General features: G+C 38.9%; 20 protein-coding genes and 1 pseudogene. 19 read left to right on the top strand and 2 right to left on the bottom strand.

Annotated elements, in window-relative coordinates; genetic code table 11:
• The first annotated feature begins 68 nt into the window (after positions 1-68).
• The 12 genes and pseudogenes from D1868_RS00525 (at position 69) to D1868_RS00480 (ending at position 9,697) form a co-directional block, all read left to right on the top strand.
• A complete protein-coding gene (locus D1868_RS00525; RefSeq protein WP_156004812.1) occupies positions 69-1,298 on the top strand; it encodes an NAD(P)/FAD-dependent oxidoreductase in 1,230 nt (409 codons plus the stop codon).
• Positions 1,299-1,300: 2 nt separating this feature from the next.
• Positions 1,301-2,152: a helical membrane plugin domain-containing protein gene (locus D1868_RS00520; RefSeq protein WP_156004811.1), complete on the top strand. Its 852-nt coding sequence runs from the start codon at positions 1,301-1,303 to the stop codon at positions 2,150-2,152.
• A gap of 36 nt (positions 2,153-2,188) precedes the next feature.
• Positions 2,189-2,713, top strand: coding sequence for a DUF1286 domain-containing protein (locus tag D1868_RS00515; protein ID WP_156004810.1), 525 nt, complete (start codon positions 2,189-2,191; stop codon positions 2,711-2,713).
• Positions 2,714-2,848: 135 nt separating this feature from the next.
• Entirely contained in the window at positions 2,849-4,441 is a 1,593-nt protein-coding gene (locus tag D1868_RS00510) for a tetratricopeptide repeat protein (RefSeq protein WP_156004809.1), read from the top strand.
• Positions 4,442-4,473: 32 nt separating this feature from the next.
• Positions 4,474-6,222 (top strand): molybdopterin-dependent oxidoreductase, encoded by a 1,749-nt coding sequence (locus D1868_RS00505; RefSeq protein ID WP_156004808.1) that lies wholly within the window; start codon positions 4,474-4,476, stop codon positions 6,220-6,222.
• 99 nt (positions 6,223-6,321) lie between these two features.
• On the top strand, positions 6,322-6,519 hold the full coding sequence (gene sul7d, locus D1868_RS00500; protein WP_156004807.1) for a Sul7d family chromatin protein: 198 nt from the start codon (positions 6,322-6,324) through the stop codon (positions 6,517-6,519).
• A gap of 149 nt (positions 6,520-6,668) precedes the next feature.
• Positions 6,669-7,094 (top strand): adenine nucleotide alpha hydrolase family protein, encoded by a 426-nt coding sequence (locus D1868_RS10980; RefSeq protein WP_231112400.1) that lies wholly within the window; start codon positions 6,669-6,671, stop codon positions 7,092-7,094.
• 19 nt (positions 7,095-7,113) lie between these two features.
• Positions 7,114-7,302: a hypothetical protein gene (locus tag D1868_RS10975; protein ID WP_231112399.1), complete on the top strand. Its 189-nt coding sequence runs from the start codon at positions 7,114-7,116 to the stop codon at positions 7,300-7,302.
• Positions 7,303-7,368: 66 nt separating this feature from the next.
• Complete coding sequence (locus tag D1868_RS10970) at positions 7,369-7,548, top strand: hypothetical protein (RefSeq protein WP_231112398.1); 180 nt, start codon at positions 7,369-7,371, stop codon at positions 7,546-7,548.
• Positions 7,484-8,221 carry an electron transfer flavoprotein subunit alpha/FixB family protein gene (locus tag D1868_RS00490; protein ID WP_231112397.1) on the top strand — a complete coding sequence of 246 codons (738 nt, stop codon included), beginning with the start codon at positions 7,484-7,486 and terminating at the stop codon, positions 8,219-8,221. Before D1868_RS10970 ends, D1868_RS00490 begins: the two co-directional genes overlap by 65 nt.
• Positions 8,218-9,432, top strand: coding sequence for an FAD-dependent oxidoreductase (locus D1868_RS00485; RefSeq protein WP_156004806.1), 1,215 nt, complete (start codon positions 8,218-8,220; stop codon positions 9,430-9,432). Before D1868_RS00490 ends, D1868_RS00485 begins: the two co-directional genes overlap by 4 nt.
• Positions 9,429-9,697 (top strand): annotated as a pseudogene (locus tag D1868_RS00480) (ferredoxin family protein). The gene D1868_RS00485 and the pseudogene D1868_RS00480 overlap by 4 nt, the downstream one beginning before the upstream one ends.
• 196 nt (positions 9,698-9,893) lie before the next feature.
• Here the strand turns inward: D1868_RS00480 and D1868_RS00475 are convergent.
• On the bottom strand, positions 9,894-10,301 hold the full coding sequence (locus tag D1868_RS00475) for a rhodanese-like domain-containing protein (RefSeq protein WP_156004805.1): 408 nt from the start codon (positions 10,299-10,301) through the stop codon (positions 9,894-9,896).
• 187 nt (positions 10,302-10,488) lie between these two features.
• Between D1868_RS00475 and D1868_RS00470 the strand changes: the two genes are divergently transcribed.
• The 7 genes from D1868_RS00470 (at position 10,489) to D1868_RS00440 (ending at position 15,069) form a co-directional block, all read left to right on the top strand.
• The gene (locus D1868_RS00470; protein ID WP_156004804.1) at positions 10,489-10,722 is read left to right on the top strand and encodes a sulfurtransferase TusA family protein; all 234 of its coding nucleotides are present in this window, start codon (positions 10,489-10,491) and stop codon (positions 10,720-10,722) included.
• Between the two features lie 6 nt (positions 10,723-10,728).
• The gene (locus D1868_RS00465; RefSeq protein ID WP_156004803.1) at positions 10,729-11,883 is read left to right on the top strand and encodes an NAD(P)/FAD-dependent oxidoreductase; all 1,155 of its coding nucleotides are present in this window, start codon (positions 10,729-10,731) and stop codon (positions 11,881-11,883) included.
• A gap of 5 nt (positions 11,884-11,888) precedes the next feature.
• Positions 11,889-12,266: a DsrE family protein gene (locus tag D1868_RS00460; RefSeq protein WP_156004802.1), complete on the top strand. Its 378-nt coding sequence runs from the start codon at positions 11,889-11,891 to the stop codon at positions 12,264-12,266.
• Between the two features lie 13 nt (positions 12,267-12,279).
• The gene (locus D1868_RS00455) at positions 12,280-13,176 is read left to right on the top strand and encodes a helical membrane plugin domain-containing protein (protein WP_156004801.1); all 897 of its coding nucleotides are present in this window, start codon (positions 12,280-12,282) and stop codon (positions 13,174-13,176) included.
• Between the two features lie 101 nt (positions 13,177-13,277).
• Positions 13,278-14,666, top strand: coding sequence for a SelD-related putative sulfur metabolism protein (locus tag D1868_RS00450; RefSeq protein ID WP_156004800.1), 1,389 nt, complete (start codon positions 13,278-13,280; stop codon positions 14,664-14,666).
• Between the two features lie 34 nt (positions 14,667-14,700).
• Entirely contained in the window at positions 14,701-14,841 is a 141-nt protein-coding gene (locus D1868_RS00445; RefSeq protein ID WP_156004799.1) for a zinc ribbon domain-containing protein, read from the top strand.
• 3 nt (positions 14,842-14,844) lie between these two features.
• Positions 14,845-15,069 (top strand): hypothetical protein, encoded by a 225-nt coding sequence (locus D1868_RS00440; RefSeq protein ID WP_156004798.1) that lies wholly within the window; start codon positions 14,845-14,847, stop codon positions 15,067-15,069.
• On the opposite strand, the gene D1868_RS00435 is transcribed toward D1868_RS00440, so the two are convergent.
• Positions 15,055-16,269, bottom strand: a complete 1,215-nt coding sequence (locus D1868_RS00435; RefSeq protein WP_156004797.1) for an MFS transporter — start codon at positions 16,267-16,269, stop codon at positions 15,055-15,057. The genes D1868_RS00440 and D1868_RS00435 overlap by 15 nt on opposite strands.
• Positions 16,270-16,341 lie beyond the last annotated feature (72 nt).

Here is a 16,341-nt window from a genome sequence, read left to right as displayed (position 1 = left end):
TTTTTAAGGTTTTTAATAAAAAAACTTTCTTACAAAAATATATAACCCACGGTTTCACTTAGTTAATTATGCCAAAAGTACTTGTATTAGGAGCTAGATTTGGTGGATTAACAGCTGCATACACATTAAAGAGATTAGTAGGTAAAGCGGCTGATATAAAAGTGATTAATAAAAGTAGGTTTTCCTACTTCAGACCTGCGTTACCTCACGTAGCAGTGAATTATATGGATGTTGAACAATTAAAGATTGACCTAGCTCAAGCACTACCTGAGAAAGGTATTCAGTTCCAAGAGGGAACAGTGACTAAGATAGATGCAAAGAGTAACAAAGTTATTTATAAAACTCCATCTGGAGCTGAAACAGAAGAGGAATACGACTACGTTATAGTTGCATTAGGTGCTAACTTAGCTACAGAACTAATTAAGGGTTGGGATCAGTATGGTTACAGTGTTTGTGAACCTGAATATGCTGTAAAACTTAGAGATAGACTACTAACCTTTGAAGGAGGAAATATTGCAATTGGTTCCGGTTTCTTCTATCAGGGCCACAACCCAGCTCCTAAAGTTCCTAAGAACTACGTGCCTAATGCAGATGCAGCATGCGAAGGACCAGTTTTCGAAATGTCATTAATGCTATCTGGATATTTAAAGAAAAGAGGAGTATGGAACAAGACAAAGATCACAGTTTTCTCACCGGGTGAGTACTTATCAGACTTGTCACCAAATTCGAGAAAAGCTGTGGCTGAGATCTATAAATTTATGGGAATTGAGCTAGTTCATAACTTTAAGATAAAGGAGATAAGAGAGCATGAAATAGTAAGCGAGGATGGTAAGACTATACCCTCTGACTTAACCATACTAATTCCGCCGTACACCGGAAATCCGGCATTAAAGAATTCTACGCCAGACCTAATTGATGATGGAGGATTTATTCCAACCGATTTAAATATGGTATCCATAAAGTATGATAATGTATATGCAGTAGGTGATGCGAATTCTATAACAGTTCCTAAACTAGGCTATTTAGCTGTACAGACGGCAAGAATTGCTGCACAGCACTTGGCTAATAGATTAGGAGTTAGCGTAAAAATAGACAAATACTATCCCACTATAGTTTGTGTAGCTGACAATCCATATGAGAATTTTGCCGTAGCTGTAAAAGATGATACTTGGTACGGCGGTCAGGTCTCAGAGGCAATACCTTCAGCTGCAAACCATTTAAAGAAAGAGTTATTCACGAAGTACTTCATGTGGACTAAAGGAGATATGGCTCTAGAGAAGTTCTTAGCGAGCTGGTGATGATGTCAGCAGATCTTCAACTGGAATCTCTTCTATCCGATGAGAAACTTCCAGCAATTACAAAATTAGTAGATATTTTATCAACAGCAGAAAATAAGTATGGCCTTCTTTCAGCGATTCAAGGATTTTTATCAGACGAAGAGATGTTAGGAAAGGTACTATCTTCTATTATCAACGATCAGACCCTGAACTTGATGACTAAGTGGAACAATTTAATGAAGTTTGCTGATATGTTTGCTGATGATTCAACAATTGAGAATTTAAATGCTGTACTCGATTTAGTAGGAATTCTAAACAAGACCGGTATATTAGACCCGATAAAGGGACTATTACAAGATGAAGAAACACTCGGTAAAATACTTTCAGCTATAGTTAACGATAGCACTCTTAACGTCATAAGTAATTGGGGTAATATAGTAAAGTTAATGGAGTTCGCCACTAAGGAAGACACACTTACCACCCTCAACGACGTAATAGAGTTGTATAGCAAGATCAAGAAATTAGGGTTAATAGACGTTATTAAAGGTATTCTAGACGATGAGGAAACCATAGGAAAGATTATGTCAGGGCTAGTAAATGACTTTACTTTTAACTTGATGACCAACTGGAGTGCCATAGTGAAAGACATGTCAAGGTTTGACTTAACGAACTTCAAATACTACACGTTATTAGTAAACGAGACCGGTGAAGCATTAAAGGAGGAGAAGATAATGAAGATAGATCATTGGTGGGACTTACTAAATATGTTCAAAGATCCAGAGGTTAGAGTAGGACTTGGAGTAGTAATAGCGATCTTAAAGCATATAGGAAGATATCATATACAATACGTAGTAAGTGGTAATCATACACAATAAAAAGAATTTTTTACCTTCTTTTTAAATTATACCTTTGTGAAACTTCAGACACATTATGTTTTCTCTTTGGGTTTACTTACTTTTCTTGACACTCTCTTGGTTCATCACTTTTACACTTCACTCTTTTTTTCAGGAGTTGTGTCAGTTCTTGGTAATACGTTGATAGACAGACTGGGGCATGAGGTAAGGAGTGTTTACGGGAAGGAGATAATTAAGAGGACTCCATTAACTCACACACTGCCGAGGAGTGTTATCTGGGGGTTTATCCCGGCGTTGTTGTTGTCATTACTTTATTATTATATATATGAATATGTGAGTGAAGAACTGTTATCCTTAGCTTTGGTAAGTCTGTTGAATGGTCCATCACACATGTTATTAGATGTTTTCACGGAAAGGGGGATATATGTGAAGAGGAATGGAAAGTGGAGGAGATTTGCATTAGCCCACTTCTCTTACAATAACCCTGCTGTAAACGGGTTGGCATTTATGTTAGGAGTACTCATGTTATTTGCTTCCTACTACATAGGGGGTTATAGTCACTATTACTATTATCGCTATTAGGAAAACTCAGCTTAAAGGAATTTCTTCACTGTTCCGATACGGTCGCTCTCATCACTCTCTCTTCATTCTGTGATCAAGTATTTAAGGTCTTACACCTAAATACATATTTTAGCCTTTCTCGATAAGGTGATAGAATTGTCACTCTGGTATAACATTAAGGACTCTGACGTTTATCTTCATAAAGGAATAACATACTATAGCCAAGGGTTGTATGACGATGCCCTTGGAATGTTAGAGATGGCATTGAAAGTAGACCCATTGAGCGTGGAAGCCCTTAACTATAAGGGTCTATCTTTGTTAGGTCTAGGCAGATACGATGAGGCACAGAAAGTCTTCGAGGAAGCAATCAAGCTCGACCCTCACAACATTGTTGCCCATCTGGGTTTAGGAGTGGTTTACCTAAATAAAGGTAAATACGATGAGGCCCTCAATGAGCTGAATAAGGTCTCTAGAAAGAACCCTAACTCTGTTGAGGTACATAACCTCAAAGGGCAAATATACTATAAGATGGGAAAGTATGAGGCAGCAATACGACAATACAATGAAGCGTTAAAGCTCGACCCCAAGAACGCCGCTGTCCATTATAATAAGGGCTTAGTGTATTTTGCGATGGGTAATTATAAAAAAGCGATAGAGGAATTCGATATAGCTGTTACATTAGAGCCTACCCTTTTCGAAGCGATTAAGAAGCTTGAAGAGGCTAAACAGAAACTATTGCAACAACCTATAAGACCGAGGCAGCAGAGGACTAAAAGGCAGTCTAATGAAATTGATTACACTAAGTGGATAGGTAGGAAAATTTATGGTTACAAGGTAGAGGGTATTCTGGGAGAGGGAGGATTCGGTGTAGTTTTTCTCGTTAGTTATGGTGGGAAGTACTATGCAATGAAAATAAGAAAGATTTCGTATTCCCAAACTGCACCCAACGACTTAACGCAAATAGCTCTAGATGTATTCCAAGATCTTCAGACGGAATCTGCTAACCTAATTAACCTATCAAAGAGGTCACCACACCTCGTGGAGATATTCGCTATCTACATAGACTCAAATAAGTTGAGGAATGTCATTCAAGGTAGCTTAAGAGAGTATACTCAGAGTCCCCCAGCAATAGTCATGGAGTACATGGAAGGAGGTGATATTAGGACTATCGTCAATGACCGTACGGTATATTCCTCATTATGGTATAAAGTAGTCGCATTAATAGGCTATCAGATAGCGAGTGCCTTAGAAGTCGTTCATAAAGAAGGTTATGTACACCTAGACGTTAAACCGGAGAACTTCTTCTTGAGCAAGAAAATAAACTTTACGACCACTCAAGATATCCTTAACCAGTTTGTAAACGGTAGTGTAATCGTAAAGTTAGGCGATTTAGGGGCAGCAAAGAAGATAGGGCAGAAGGTAACAGAGATCTCTCCATTATACGCTCCTCCAGAGCAGTTCAACGTTAATTCGCTTGCAGACCCTAAGATGGACGTATTCTCCTTAGGAGCATCCTTATACTCTCTATACAAAGGAGTTCACGGTTTTAACCCTCCAGAGATAGCCAACTCCAGTTATCCCGATGTGGTAAGCAAATACTACAATTACTTCAATGGGTTAGTTAACGATTGTAATATGAGGGGTCAAAACTGTAATGCTTTAGAGAGGGTCTTACTATGGTTGGTTCATCCAGACCCGAGGCAAAGACCGAACATGACTACCGTGAAGGAATGGTTAAGTAGAGTTTAATTTTTTAAACTTACTCTCACACAGTTGTCCTCATGGTAATAGCGTGTACTAGAGACTGTTATGACACTTGTGTTTTCTCTGGTGAAAATTATAAACCCCTTAATATTTTTCCCGTAAACGGTTTTACATGTTCAAGGGGTAGGACAGACCTAAAGAGAAACGAAATCAATAGGGTCTTACATCCTCTAATTGAAGGTAAGGAGGTAGAGTTAAAAGAGGCAGTGAAGAAAGTTGCAGAAATTGTAAAGAACACTCCGAAAGATAAAATACTCCACGTAGACTACGACGGGAACCAAGGTTTGTTAACCTGGTATTTCCCGGCTAGGTTGTGGAACGTTTTAGGTGCACTATCAACCGATTACTCTATATGTTCTAGTGAAGGTCATGAGGCAATAAAGCTTCATTATGGTTCGTCATTAGGTGCACTACCTGAGGACTTCGAAAAGTTTGACTCTGTAGTGTTCTGGGGAAGTGAAGCGGTTTTCTCATTTATTCATGGATGGGCTTTGGTGAGGAATAAGTTTAAGGTTGCTATAGACGTTAGGATGAGTGAAACAGCGAAAAGAAGTGACAAGAGATATCTCATAAAGCCCTCTAGTGATTCTTTCTTAGCAGTAGGTATATTGAAATATCTCATGAACTATTTGAATTCACTACATCCTCTGTTAGATGATCCTGAAAAGTTGAGATTGTATGTTGACAACTATACGTGGGCTGAAATCGAAGAAATCACTGGATTGAGCAGATCTGAAATCGAGGAAATAGGTGAGATTTATATTGAAAAAAGTCCGCTTACTATAATAGGTTTTGCCCTCGGCAGGACATATCATGGTGGTTACGCTATAGCTCTCATTTCGTTAATCCCAGCACTTCTCGGAATACCTTACGGCTTTTACTATTCAAACAGCCAAGGCTTGGGAATCGACTTTGCCTATTTGAGGGGTCTGCACTATTCTAGACCGGGGAATATAGTGCCAATGGCTAATGTAGGAGATTATGTAGAGGAGGGAAAGATAGAGGTTTTGTATGTTTGGAACTCCAATCCGTTACATTCACTGCCTAAGAGTCATAAGATTCTTAAAGCCGTAAAGGAAGGGAGGGTTAAGCTTGTTGTACACGATCCCTTTTTGAGCGATACAGCAAAAGTAGCCGATATAGTTATCCCAGCGCCCACGTTCCTAGAAAAGCATGATGTAGTATATAGTTATTGGCATAACTTTCTGGTTTATAACGAACCGATAAGACCAGCGAAAGGCATCGACGAAATTAGGTTAATGAGGATGATAGCAAAAGAACTAGGTATTTCTCATCCCCTCATAGAGGAGGACGAATGGAGCGCTTTGAACTACGCGCTCAGGAATACTGGTGTAACAGTGGATAGGTTGAAGAGGGAAAAGATAGTGAAAGTCGAGGTCAAAAGGGAGGTAAAGAAAGTCAAGGTTGAACCATTACCGAAACTTATTAGACCACCTGAAGGTTACTATTTAGTCTTCTCCTCTCACCCTAACTACACAAACAGTCAATTTAAAGAGGTTTACAGGAGTAGGGAACTTGTGGTCTATAACTGCTGTTATGAAGGTTACGCAATACTTGAGGGAAACGGCATGATGGTCGAGGTTAAAATGTTAAAAGACGAGAGCTTACCCAAAGGTATTCTATTTACCTACAAGTTCTTTTTAGTCTCCGACAAGGCATTGTTAAACGCTGTAGTCCCCGGTGATATTAACGATTATGGAGGAACACCGGTATTAAATGGAAAAGTGAGGTTATTAATGAAATAAATTGTAATGTGTTACTAATGCTATTTGGATTAAATGTAATACCTCATTTGTAATGAAAATATTAATAAAAGACAATCTACATAGAGAAGATCGAGAAAAATGGCAAAGGTAAAGTTCAAGTATAAGGGAGAAGAGAAAGAAGTAGATACTTCAAAGATAAAGAAGGTTTGGAGAGTGGGAAAAATGATATCCTTCACTTATGACGACAATGGCAAGACTGGTAGGGGGGCTGTAAGCGAGAAAGACGCTCCCAAAGAGCTATTAGGCATGTTAGCAAAGGCTGAGAAAGGAAAGTAAAGGGTTTCAAGATAAGCCAAGTAATTTTGTGTAACATCTTTTTGTTTCCCTTCTATTGCTTTTTTAGGCTCTAAAAATTTCTTAAATATTCAGAATATTAACTTATTAACATTAGTCAAACGTATAAGTATTAAAACAAATATATAATCATGGGTTCGGTTGTCGCTCTCTTCAGAATCGTGCCGGACGACACTCTCATAAGGATAACGCCTAACGGCATAGACTTGAATGTGCCCTTTAAGATCAGTACTTACGATAAAAATGCAATCGAAGAATCCGTAAGGATAAAAGAAAAGTATGGATTTAAGGCTATAGGTATTACCGCAGGGGTAACTGATAGGAAGAGCATAAGAGAAGCTCTAGCTATGGGACTTGACGAAGTGATCTCATTGGAAATGAGGGAAATGGACGTACAGTCCGTCGCTGAAAATGTAGCTGAACAGATAAAAAGTATTAACCCTAGCTTGGTAATAGGAGGAGAAACCACGACAGATAGTAGTGGGGGTGTATTTATACCTTACCTAGCTTCACTTTTAGGATATTCTGTGATTACTTACGTGAGATATCGAAAATAAGGTAAGAGCTGAGAGAAATTTGACGTATTTTTCTCAAGTAGTAGAAAGCGACTTACCAGCAGTTATCTCAGTGGTTGGGGAGATAAATACGCCCAGAATCCCAAGCGTTAAGCAAATACTTGAGTCTCAGAAAAAACCGATAAGGACATTACAATGTAACTCGTCTTCTAAGATCAAGATAGTCTCCCTTACCCAAGGAAGAGGGTAATTATAGAGGGAAAGATAGAGGAAGCGTGGAGAAACTCATACAGTACTTGAAGGAGGAGAACGTTTTATGACTACGGTAGTTTATTCTGAGGACTTAGACTTTATAAAGACAGCATTGAGTATGGTAAAAGAAAAAGCGATAGTAGTCTCGAAGAATGAGACAAAACTCGGTGATGAAAATCATGTTATCGGGCAAGAGGCTACAGAGGAGCAAAATTGCAGAGTACATAGTAAGTTTGAAGCCTGAAATGACAATAATTGGAAGCACGAAAAGAGATAAGACTGTCGCGGGACTGGTTGCTGGTGCTCTAAGAGTTCCAATAATTCCAGAGGTTATCGAACTTTATGGCAACAAGGCGAAGAGGATAGTTTATAGCGGTATGGCGATTGCCGAACTCGAGTTCACATTACCTATCGTGATAACAGTCAGTAAGAAAAACGTGGAAGTGAAAGCGAACAATAATTGTAAAATCATTAAGGTTGACCTACCGAGAAATAAGAAAGTCAGGATTCTAGAGGAGAAACATAAGGAAGGTGGTAATATTGACTTATCAAGTGCCCAAATCATTGTAAGTGTGGGGAGAGGCATAGGTTCAAAGGAAAACATTAAGTACGCTGAGGAGTTAGCAAAAGCATTAGGAGGGACGTTGGGCGGAAGTAGACCAGTTACAGCTGAGTTAGGGTGGCTTCCCGAAGACAGACAAATAGGTTTGTCAGGACAGAAGGTGAAGCCTAAGCTTTACATCGCTCTAGGAATCTCTGGACAACCTCAACACCTAGCCGGGATAAAGGACGCAAAGGTCATTGTCGCTGTAAACAAAGATAAAAACACTCCTATCGTTGATAATGCAGATTACACAATTATTGGTGACGTATTAGAATTCTGTAAGATTTTCACTGAAAAGGTGAGGAACAAGTGAGCTTTGATGCCGACTTAATTATTGTAGGCGGAGGGCTCTCGGGACTATCTGCCGGTATAACCGCTGTGAGGGAGGGGATTAACGTAGTCCTCCTTGAAAGGGGTGAATACAGCGGTGCTAAGAACGTGTCTGGAGGAAGAATGTATATCCACTCATTACTTAAGCTTATACCGGATGCTTTGGAGAGGGCTCCCCTAGAAAGACCAATAACTAAGGAAACTTACTACATATTCTGCGAGAATAACAGAAAGATAACGTTTAGTTTTGAGGAAAGAGGTAAAAGGAATAGTTATAGCGTTCTTAGGGCTAAGTTCGATAGATGGTTGGCGAGTGAGGCTGAAAATCTAGGTTTGTTAATTTCCTACTCTACCAACGTTTACAACGCCTATAGGGAGGGGGGAGGAATTACGTTGGAGACAGACAAAGGTTCATTAAGAGCACCTCTAGTGATTGACGCATCTGGAGTTACGTCAGTAGTGTTCAGGAGTTTGGGTTTAAGGAGGTTTACAGCAGACAAGTGGATGCTAGGAGTTAAGGAGATCGTAAAAGCTGATTTGCAGGAAGGACAAGAGGGAGAGGCAATAACTATCGTCAATGCAATAAAGGGGGTTAAAGGGGGAGGATTTATATACACTAATAAGGACACATTATCAGTAGGGTTTACAGCGACTTTCGATTCGCTACCGAAAGGCGAAGTCCCGGCTAAAGACCTAGTAGAGGCTTTTAGAGAAAGAATGGGTATTGAGGGAGAAGTATTAGAGTATTCAGCTCATGCGATCCCTTATTACGGCTATAGTAATCTCCCTCCTTTATATGCAAAGAACGTAATTGCCGTAGGTGATGCTGGAGGTTTCCTAATAAATGATGGCTTTACTATCAGGGGTATGGATCTAGCTATAGGCTCAGGTATAATTGCAGGTATTGCCGCTAAGAAGATCTTAGAGAGTAAGAATTACGAAGATACCGAGATTTACTACAAAATGTTAGAGGAGAGTTTCATATTAAAGCACATGAAATTAGCTTATAACCGGTTTAGCGTGATAAACTCGTCGTTGTCTCTCTATCCTGAAATACTATGTAATATCCTATCTGATATGTTCACTGTAAGTGAGGAGAGGAGAACGCTGGTCACAGACGCTCTAATTATATTGAGAGAGAAGGGTGTTTCTCTCGGTAAAGTTATAGACGACTTGATAAAGGTGATGTTATGATACCCTTATTGAAGCGATTAGGGCTAAACACTTACGAAGTAGACAAAATCCCGCATATAGAGGTCGACCAAGAGAAATGCCTGCATTGTAAAGATAAACCTTGTACTGTTTCCTGTCCAGCCGGTACATACGAGCAGTCACAGATGGTGGAATCATAGTACATTACGAGAGATGTTTAGAGTGTGGTGGCGCGTTAGTTATCTGTCCTTATGGTGCTATTAAGTTCAGGTTTCCAAATGGTGGTATAAAGTATAATTATGGTTGATTTTTTAATTAATTATCTAAACTTTTATCACGGCTTCTGAATTTGATTGTAATACATCTAGGTTAATATGTAACTGAATTTATCAAAATAACTATATGTTAAGTTGTGAAAATGTTTAATATAAATCTTGGCAACATATAGAATAAATTATAGAAGTTATGGAAAGTATTATATTATAAAAATACATTCTTAAAATTCAAGAGTTTGTAAGTTCCTCTAGCCATTTCTGCCATTTTACTCCGTTTTCATCAATTCCACTTTCAACCTCGTACCCCATTCCCATCCATCCTGCCATTCTACCTAAGACGTAGTATACCTTCCCGCCTTTCCATAAGTCTGGCATTCCATACGTGGCATGTCTTGCTCTGTTGCCATGTTCTCAAAATACCGCAATCTCTTTGTGAGGGATCTTATGTAATAAAACATCAAGGTAATCCATTGGAACGAGCAGTGCACCTGGAATATGATGGTCTTCATACTCCATAGGAGTCCTTATGTCGAGAATTAGCACTTTATTTTTCTTCCACATATTTCTCACTACCGAAGGGAATACATCTACTATGTGTGGATAATATGGTGATGAATACTCCTCATTTACTCTCATCTTAACTTCACTTTAACTCTGTTAAAGTAGCTTATTTTTTCTTTTAAATGAATTTAACACAAATTTTCCGTTTTTAATCATTCTTTTTGTTAATTCAAGCATTAATTTCTTTTTAAATTACTAAAAATAAGAAGAATTTTAATAAAAACATATATATCCGAAAAATATTTAATATATAGTGAGGGCTATGTCTTCCTACAAAATCCAAAAAAGTCTCGATTTAACCGGAACTTCATGTGCTGGTCCAATAGGGGAACTTTCTGGAGTTATGGATGAAATCGGAGTGGGAGAGGCAGTAGAAGTCATTCTAGGAGATGAAGCAACAAAGAAAGATGTGGTTGCATGGGTAACTAAGAAGGGATACAAGGTAGTAAGTGAAACGAAAGAGGGAAACAAGTTCAAATTAATTATTCAGAAGTGAGGGGTCATGAAGAGGATAATTATAGCTGGTGGTGGAATAGCTGGAACAATAGTAGCTAATAGACTAGCTAAAGCGTTATCACCAGAAATAGGCAAGGGAGAGGTAGAAGTAGTAGTCTTAGATAAATCTGATAGGCACGTATATCAGCCTGGCCAACTCTTCGTAGGTATGGGTCTGGTAGAACCTACAGAGATAGTAAAGAACGAAAGGGATTTACTTGATGATAGGGTTAAATTCGTTCACGGTGAGAAGGGAGAAATAACCAAGATAGACCCCGCTAATAACACGGTAGTGACAGCTGACGGAGTGAAACACACTTATGACTACTTAGTTATAGCAACTGGCTCTCATTTAAATTGGGACGAAATACCGGGCTTAAGAGAGACTGAATACACTCCGTGGAGTTATGAAGATGCCTTGAAAATGAGGGAAGCCGTCCAGCAATTCCAAGGTGGTACAGTAGTTATTAATGTGGCTAGACTACCACACAAATGTCTTGTAGGGCCTCTGGAAATGACTTTAATGTTTGAGGACTGGACTAGGCGCATAGGAATAAGGGATAAGACCAGAATAATCTACACTTACCCAATCCAAGGAGTCTTCGGCATAAAGTCTACAAATGACCTGATGATAAAGATATTTAAAGAGAGAGGAATTGAAATAATATCTCCGTTCACAGTAACTAGGGTTGATCCTAAAGAGAAGGTAATAGAGTCACAAGAAGGAGAGAAAATCAAGTTTGACTTACTATTAGGAGTACCACCACATGTGGGTGCTAAAGTAATAGGCGACTCTGGTATCGGTGACAAGAGGAATTGGGTACCGACGGACAAGTTCACTCTGCAAATGAAGGGGTATTCAAATGTCTACGTGATCGGTGATACTACAGATATTCCAATATTAAAGGCCGGTTCTACTGCGGACTTCGAATCCTATGTGGTAACAGCAAACATTGTAAATGACATAAGAGGAATTAAACAGAAGAAGATGTATGATGGTTCAGTATTCTGTTACATTGTTACTGGACTAGACCAAGCGACATACATTAGGTTTAACTATAATAACCCACCGATTCCACCACCACCATCATATGTCCACTGGTGGGGTAAGATATTGTACAATAAGCTATACTGGACAGTAACAGCGAAGGCATTAGTGTGAGCATAATGGCAAAGGTGGGAATAGTCCTTGGAAGCAACGAACTTTCTAAAGTACTTTTTGCCGGAATGTGGAGTGTCATATCAACTAGTATGGGAGATGAAGTAGTAATATTTGTAACAATGGATGTCGTAAAAGCGTTTGTAAAGGAAAACCCAGAGATGAAAATTAGCGATGAAACGTCAAAGAAAGCATCAAATGAGGACGTGATGGGGTTTTACAGAAAGGCTAAGAAGAGCGGTAGGTTGAAAGTTTACGCATGCTCTTACGTCAGTAAATTGTTCGGAATAGAGAAAGGGCAGTATAGCGATGTCGTTGATGATATTGTAGGGATTACGAGCTTTCAAATGGAAGTTGGTGGTGGCCAGATAATATCTGTATGGTGAGGAGAGGGTAAGTATGCAGGACATTAACTTAGAAAAAGTAATAAGTAAGATAGATGAGAAGAAAGTAGACGAGATTGCAGAACTAATAGATCATCTGCCAGCTCTTAATGAGACTCTGAAGGTAGTGACTCAGCTTAAGGAGAGCGGTGCACTGGACACTCTTGTTAACTTATCTTACTCAGCTAAGATGTTAAGGGATATGCTTAACGATGATGCCTTATCTAACGTAGGTGCTATGCTGTCTGGAATTCTTGAACTATCGGAGAGCGTCGCTGATAACTACGATAAGTTTAAAGAACTTATAGAAAACTTAGACTCTCTGGCATATGTTTCTAAGAAACTCCGTGAGTTGAAGGAGAGTGGTACTTTAGATGTAGCACTTAACGGTCTTTACTCATTGAAGACATTTAAAGATATGGTAAACGACGACGCGTTAGCGAATTTGGGGAACACACTCTCAGCGTTACTCGAGTTCTCAAATGTATTTGCGGAGAATTATAAGGGGATTACAAACACCCTGAAAAATTGGGATGTTGTAGATAAACTGATGGTTAAATTAAAGGAGTTAGATCAGTCTGGGGCTCTTGAAGTCGGGTTAAATAGCTTATATGCACTGAAAACGTTAAAGGATATGTTGAACGACGAGGCTTTAGGTAATATAGCATCAACATTATCCTTAACACTAGATTTCTTACCAAAAGGTTTAGAGTTCTTAGAGCACGCTATGGATCCAGTGTTTTATAACATGGTCTCTTCCTTAACTTCAGACGAGGCTAAAAAGATGCTCTCTAATCCACCAAAGATCACACTAGGTGGGTTAATTGCTGCGATGAGGGACGAAGACGTTCAGAGAGGATTAGGTATATTTATTACCATGTTAAAGATATTGGGACGGAATTATAGAGTATGAGAATTATCTCAAAAGCATTATATTATTTTAGGATGATTATTTCTTTTTCTTAGAAGAATTTAAAAGACACAAAAATAATCTTTTTTTCAGTGGTTAGCAAGATGGACATTTTTGTTAAATTTAGAGAGAATTTAGAGATTTATAAAAGCATGGGTTTAAATCCCTTATCACTAGCAACTGGTTGTGCTGTTAAGGTAGACCTTATAGATACAGTGTATCCCGCACTTGAAAAACTCAGGAAGGATCTGGAAAAGAGAAACATTTACATACTACCTAGAGAGGACGCAGACATCTTCATTTCGACTGAAAAGGTCATACATAAGAGGCTGATAAACGGAGGGGAATTTGATGCAGATAGAGCTATTAGCTTAATTCAAGTTAACCAAGAAACTGCTGGAGATCCACAAGCCTTTGCTAATTTCCTCTATAACGCATATACTTCGATTAAGACGAACCGAAAATTAACAATTGGCAAAGGGCACTCAATAGTAACTACAAAGAAGGACGGTGAGGTAGCGGTGTTAGACTTGTTTAGACTCGAGGGTAAGTTAGAAAAATCCTATACGGTAGCTAATAATGATACGATACAGATAGTCGACCCGTTAGATAACCCTGGCTCCCAAACTCAAGTAGACGTAGCGATATCAAACTCGTTAAATGATCTCTTCACTAAAGGTGTCTTCCAAGACCTCACGGTCATACCCGTCGCAGACGCACCTAATGAAGAACTTAAAGATAAACTGTTAAGGAACTATGAGAACTTCACGCGGAAGTACAACATGGAGCTTAAGAATGATATACAACCATCAACCAAGACTTTAATGATGGGTGCTACAGTAATAGGCAAGAGTGATCACGAGTTACCTACTTTCTACGACCAAGTAGACGAAAATACGGTCATCGTGACTACTCGGTATTTTGGCGAGTTAACCCCGATAAACGTCCACTTGTGGGTTCTGGCAGTACCTGAACTAGTGGAACTCATGGAAAGCAAGGGGATATCATTTTCGAAACTCGAGAAGGTTAAGAGTCAAGCTTTACGAGTGATGTCAAGACCTAATATTCACGTGGCGAAAGTAATTTATAATCACCTCCCGGAGTTTGGGAGAGCCTTTTCTAAGGAAGATCATATTGCGATGACTACGGACGTTACCGGTCCCGGTATATTTGTTATAAAAGAGTTTGCGGAAAAGGCAAAGGTTAACGTTGAACTGGACTCAATCCCTGTAATAAACCGTGAAATATGTGAGTTTGCCACAGAGAACTTCATAATACCCAATTCAACTATAGGGACTAATGGAGCTATAGTGATGTTTGTAAATAAGAAGATAGCTGATCAACTACTAGACGAATTAGAAAAGGTAGGCGAAAGTCCTCAGGTAATAGGCAGGGTCGTAGGTAAAGGAAATGGTACTGTGACTGTTCCACCGTACATTACAAAGCTAATCAGGAGAGACAATGTGTTGAAGCAATTTAAGATAAAGGAATGAGTCTTTTAAACTTTTTAACGTAAACAATTAATTCATGGCCAAGAGGACTTGTCCTAATTGCGGTAACGTGGTGGAAATAAAAGTAGTGAGAGAGGGAAACGTGATAACTAAAGTCTGTCCTAATTGCGGTTATGTTTTTATTAAATATCAAGTGAAGACAACTAGCATAGGGTAAAAAATGAAGGTAAAAATACCTCAGGAATGGTACGAAATACTGCTCAAGGCCTCAGAACAAAAAAGGATGAAGTTTTCTCAGTTTGTGGATTACATATTCAGAACTGATGAGTGTCTTAACCTACCTGAAGTCCCTACTTCTGGTAGGATGAGATCTCTAACATTATCCGTTAATGTAGACGAAAAAGAATTGGTAAGGAAAATTCATAAGTTCTTATTCTGCAGTTAGTTCAGACTGTCTTAGCGTTTCCGGACCCATCAGGAGTGCTATTATCGAAATCACGCTCCCTATGCTGAACACTATAAGTGCAGATATATATGGCGATAAAGTTTTGCTCAGAAGTGATATGTATATAGAGGAGAATCCGGCTACGATGAACGCACCGTTATACGAGAATCCGACTCCAGTAGCTCTACTTATAGTCCTGAACCTCTCTGAGAGGTAAGCTGGAGTAATGCCTGAGGGAAGGTTAACTCCAAAGCCAAAGAGTAATATCGCGTAAAGTAGAGGAAAACCCTGAATTACCCCTAAATACAGTATGGACGCTGTGACTAAAGACACTATAACTCCCAATATGCCCATAAACTTTCTCCCTATTTTGTCGGCAATAAATCCGGAGATTATCATCGATGGGATTCCTATCAGGTTCATGTATAGTGTTAGAGGGCCGTAAACTGAAGGAGGTAGTTTCATTATAGTACCTAACAATACGGGGACGAATTGTGGGCCTGCATATATCATAATCCAAAATCCTATCATAACAAATATTGTCTGAATTAACGGCTTTAGCCCGTATATAACATCCCTAGTTTTTGGCTTTTCTACTTTCATGTAGATCCTGGACTCTGACATTTTAAACCTTATTATCACTGCTAGGGCAGCTGGGATCATACCAGTTAAGAAAATTATCCTCCATCCATAAGATGTAAAGAAGGGCTTAGGTGCGAGTAGAGTAAAAAGTAAATCGACCAATACAAAACCCACCAAAGTACCGGATTGCATTATTCCCGAGAATAATCCTCTTCTCGTACTAACGCTTTCCATTGCTAATGTAAAACTACTCGATACATCACCACCTATGAATATCCCTTGAAATATTCTTAACAGCGAAAGTATAACTGGGGCTAGAATTCCTATTTGATAATATGTAGGAAGAATCCCAGTTATACCGATTGTAGCAGAATATCCTAACACTGTAAAGATTAGCATTATCTTTCTTCCCCTAAGGTCTGAAAAGAGACCAAACAAGAATCCTCCTAAAGGTCTTGATATTACGGTGAAGACTATCGGTAAAACAGCTCCTAAGAGTCCCAGTGCTGGATAAAATAATTTTTCTAAAACAGAAGCAGTTATTACTACAGCACCGAGGTCATATGAGTCCATTACCCATGAAAAATAGGCTCCCAAATAGTTTGCTTTATCTGTCATGATAGTTAATAACTCTGCTAATTTTATAAATTTTTATAAAAGTGAATATAACGTTAAACACTTAAATGAGTC

The organism is Stygiolobus azoricus, from assembly GCF_009729035.1.
In the GTDB taxonomy this organism is placed as follows: domain Archaea; phylum Thermoproteota; class Thermoprotei_A; order Sulfolobales; family Sulfolobaceae; genus Stygiolobus; species Stygiolobus azoricus.
Note: the sequence above shows the minus strand (reverse complement) of the source record. Positions and strands in the feature narration are given on the sequence as shown.